Origin of the sequence: Methylobacterium oryzihabitans, assembly GCF_004004555.2 — a bacterium.
Lineage (GTDB): Bacteria > Pseudomonadota > Alphaproteobacteria > Rhizobiales > Beijerinckiaceae > Methylobacterium > Methylobacterium oryzihabitans.
The window spans coordinates 1-431 of record NZ_SACP01000168.1 but is presented as its reverse complement, the minus strand read 5'-3'; the positions used below and the strand labels follow the sequence as shown (position 1 = coordinate 431).

Genomic DNA, 431 nt, shown 5'->3' with positions numbered 1-431 from the left:
AGGCCATCGAGGCTCAGGGTCAGCAAGCCTGAGCCCGCCACAGCCTGTTCCACCCATGGTGCCAGGGCCTTGTCGCCGAACTGGGCGAGGGTGGTCGCGGCCAATTGGTGACGCCACAACGGCACTTGCGCCAGGGCACCGCCCTGGGCATCGAGGATCTGCACCAGCTCGGTCATGCCCAGCCCGCTGCCACCCGCAGCTTCGGGGATAGCCAGGGCATGCAGGCCGGGTTGTACGCAGCTGTGCCACAGGTCTTGCATATAGGCTTGCCCGCAGAGGTCCCAGTCACGCAGGCGCTCGTCGGTGCAGTAGTCGCTCATCAGGCTGCCCGCCATTTCGGCAATGGCACGCTGCTCTTCGCTGAGTTCAAAATCCATGGTGCCCCCTACTGTGCCGATGGACGGAACATCGGCAGCGCCAGGTCGTCGTCG

The 431-nt window shown here is 65.4% G+C and carries 1 protein-coding gene; it reads right to left on the bottom strand.

What is annotated here, in order from left to right:
• Window positions 1–377 (bottom strand): acyl-CoA dehydrogenase family protein (locus EOE48_RS28890; RefSeq protein WP_187371601.1); only part of this gene is annotated, 377 nt, incomplete at its 3' end.
• Window positions 378–431 lie beyond the last annotated feature (54 nt).